Here is a 3431-nt window from a genome sequence, read left to right as displayed (position 1 = left end):
CACCCCGGCGGCGGCCGCGGTGCCGGCGGGCTCGGGGCGCAGCGCGATGCCGTAGGGCAGGAACCAGGCCAGGTGCGCGACGGCGAGCGCGGAGACCACCCCGGGCCGGACGCCGGCCCGGCCCGCGAGCGCGGCGAGGGTGTACCGCAGCAGCACCCAGGTCAGCAGACCCAGCACGACCGGCACCACACGCAGCGGCCCGAGGCCCCAGCCGACGAGGCTCCCCCACCACTGCAGCAGGTACTGGCTGGTCGCGAACGGCGCCTCGGTGACGTCGAACTGGTAGATCGCGTTGCCGATCGTCCCCGTCCGCGCGCCCTGGCGGGCCATCAGCGCGTACCAGGAGTCGTCGATGTTGAGCGGCCCGAGCACCGCCCAGGCGCAGCTCACGACCAGCACCACGAGGTCGGCCGGACCGGGGCGGACGGGCGCGTCGAACACCCGGCGGGTGCCGGTCCAGGTCCGCACGGCGACGGCGAGGGTGGCGGCCAGCGCGAGCAGGTGCGCGACGAGCAGCGCGACCTTCAGCAGCGACGGCGACGACGCGTAGCGCGCGTCGGTGTGCAGCGTGACCGCGAGCCCGGCCGCGGCGGGCCCGGTGACGTCGGTGGCGAGTTCGGCGACCTGCGGCGGTGCGATGTCGAGGCGCTCGGCGAGGATCGCGCCGTCGCGGGCGACGACGGTGCCCCCGTCCGCGGAGGTCACCTCGAGCACGCAGCCCGACCCGGCGGGCGCGGTGGCGAGCACCCGGTCGCCGGTGCGCAGCGTGAGCGTCCCGCCGGCCACGCTCGCGACGAAGCCCGGCGCGGTCACCGGGTTCTCCTCGGCGGCGGGCATCGTCCGCAGCACGTCGCCCTCGCCCAGGGCGGCCGCCGCGGCGCACGGGACGGTCGCGGAGAACTCCAGCGGCCGGTACGGCGAGAGCGGCAGCACCGTGCTCGCCGGTGCCTGTCCCGCCCGGGGCCAGGTGACGACCGGGTCCTCGGCGTCGACGGGGGCGATCGCGGCGGCGAGACCGAGCAGGCAGGTGACGACGCCGAGCAGGAGCAGCAGCGGCCCCCGGCGGGCGGGGCTCACTCGAAGATCTGCTTCCAACCGTCCTTGCCGGTCAGCACGGGCGCCGCCGCCCGGTAGCGGGCACGCAGTCCGTCCCAGTCCGCCGCGACGGCGCGGTGCAGCCGGAACGACTCCGCGACCATCTCCTTGAACATCGCCGGGTCACGACGGCGGAAGGTCACCCCGCGGCCGTCCGGGGTGGACACCGTCGCGGAGTCCAGGCCGGCCAGCACGAACCACTGGGCGTTCTTCCACGGCACGTTGCGCTGCGGGCGCTCGCGCAGCGCCGGGTCCGGGGTGCGCAGGTTGCGCAGCACCCCGCGGGCGAGCCCGACCGCGGCCTTCGCCCGGCCCACCGGGGGCTTCGGGAACAGCTGGGCGCCCAGCGCGTCGAGGTCGGCGAGCGGCACCTCGGTCGCGGAGTCGAGCGGGCGGCCGTCGTCGTACTGCGCCCGCAGGGCCCGGATCTCGTCGAGCACCACGGGCAGCTTCGGGAACAGCGCCTCGGGGCCCGCCAGGAAGTCGGTGAAGCCCTTGATCTGCAGCGCGACCGCCGAGTACTCCATGAGCATCAGGTGGCGCAGGGTCCGCTTGAAGGTCTCCTTCAGCATCGCGCGCGGGTCGTCGGGGCCGTGCAGGGCCGCGGCGACGAGCCGGTTCCGGTAGTGGAAGTACGCCTGCCAGTCCGAGGAGTCGTCCTTCTCGATGAAGGACATGTGCCAGATCGCGACGCCCGGAACGGTCGCGGTGCGGAACCCGGCGGCGCGGGCGCGCAGGCCGTACTCGGCGTCGTCCCACTTGATGAACAGCGGCAGCGGCAGCCCGAGCTGCTCCGCGGCCCGGCGCGGGATCAGGCACATCCACCAGGCGTTGTAGTCGACGTCGACGCGGCGGTGCAGCCAGCGGGTCTGGCGCAGGGTGCGGGCGGCGAGGTCGTGGTGGGCCTCGGTGTCCGGGGCGGGGCGCCACAGGAACTGGTTGCGGTCGACGACCTCGCCCATGGTGGACAGCTGCGAGCGCGCCTGCAGCGACAGCATCTGCCCGCCGACGAGCATCGGCTCGCGGGCGAACCGGCTGAACGCGATCGCGCGGAGCACCGACTCGGGCTCGAGCAGGATGTCGTCGTCCATGTAGAGGATCTGTTCGCAGTCGATCCCGCCCGCGTGCGGGCCGGTGCCGTGCAGGACCTCGTACATGATCCGGGCGTAGCCGCCGGAGCCGCCCAGGTTGGGCTGGTCGATGATCCGCAGCCGGTCCCCGAGCGCGGCCGCGGCCTGCTCGTAGCCGGCCTCGTCGCGGACCTTGCGGGTGCCCTGGTCGGGGAGGATCACCGCGGTGATCGCCTCGAGGACCTGCGGGTCGGAGCCGAGCGCGGTGAGCGTGGCGACGCAGTCGGCCGGGCGGTTGAACGTCGGCATCCCGACCACGACGGCCGCGCGGCCCGGCGCGTCGTGCGGGGCGTGCCAGCCGCCGCCGTGCAGGGTCAGGTCGGCGTCGTCGGTGGACAGGTCGAACCAGTACCAGCCGCCGTCCCCGAAGGGGCGCAGGTCCAGTTCCAGGGTGACCCGGCGGCGGCCCTCGACCACCTCACCGGCGACGACGATCTGCGACCCGTCGGCCTTGGTGCGGTAGACGTCGACGCGGCCGGAGCCCTCCAGGTCCAGGCGCAGCTCGATGCTGGTCAGCGTGGACCAGGCCCGCCAGTAGCCGGCGGCGAAGGCGTTGAAGTAGGCGCCGAAGGAGACCTCGGTGGCCGCGGGGACGGTGGCGCTGGTGCGGTCGAGGATGCGGGTGCGGCGGCCGCCGATGGTCGACACGGTCAGCGAGAGCGGACGCGCGTCCTCGTCGGCCAGCGGCTCGACCGGGGCGAGCGTGGTGCCGGGGCGCTCGTCGAGGTAGAGCGCGCGGACGGCGGTCGGGTCGGCGGGCCGGGGCAGGACCACCCGCTGCAGCAGCGTCTCGCCGCTGGTCGTCGCCGGAGTGGTGGGGGACACCTGACCTCGCTGGTCCGTCGTGGTCATCGCAGGAGCTGCCTCTGTCGTCGCGGGGGCGCGGGGGTCCCGGGCGGCGGCGCTGCCGGTCCGCCCGGGTCCGGGTGGAGTCGTGCGCGAGCGTAGCCGCGCGCGGTGCGGGAGCCGGGAGGCGGGCGGGCGCGGCGGGGAAGCGGTGTGGATCGTCCGGTTCCCGCCCCGGCTCTGCGCCCTACCAGGCCGCGTCGAGGATCTCCCGCACGTCGTCCTCGGTGGGGGTGCGCGGCGCGTTGGCCGTCACCGGGTCGACGACGGCGGCGGCCGCCAGCACCGGCAGCAGCCCCCGGTCCACGCCGAGCTCGTGCAGCGGGCGCCGGACGCGGATGCCCTCGACGAGCGCGGCGG

2 protein-coding genes are annotated in these 3431 nt (G+C 75.5%); both read right to left on the bottom strand.

Going from position 1 to position 3431, the window contains the following annotated elements; translation table 11 throughout:
- A partial coding sequence (locus tag GTW08_RS14685; protein WP_202417184.1) for an arabinosyltransferase domain-containing protein occupies positions 1-1077 on the bottom strand: 1077 nt, incomplete at its 3' end.
- Positions 1074-3077 carry a glycosyltransferase gene (locus tag GTW08_RS14680; RefSeq protein ID WP_073573801.1) on the bottom strand — a complete coding sequence of 668 codons (2004 nt, stop codon included), beginning with the start codon at positions 3075-3077 and terminating at the stop codon, positions 1074-1076. The genes GTW08_RS14685 and GTW08_RS14680, both read right to left, overlap by 4 nt.
- Positions 3078-3431: the final 354 nt, after the last annotated feature.

The organism is Pseudonocardia sp. SID8383 (assembly GCF_009864975.1).
Lineage (GTDB): Bacteria > Actinomycetota > Actinomycetes > Mycobacteriales > Pseudonocardiaceae > Pseudonocardia > Pseudonocardia alni.
This window is presented reverse-complemented; position numbering and strand designations above follow the sequence as displayed.

Bases quoted from the DNA above. Each gene is read 5' to 3' on its own strand.
- GTW08_RS14680 (WP_073573801.1), bottom strand. From the start codon at position 3,077: ATGACCACGACGGACCAGCGAGGTCAGGTGTCCCCCACCACTCCGGCG.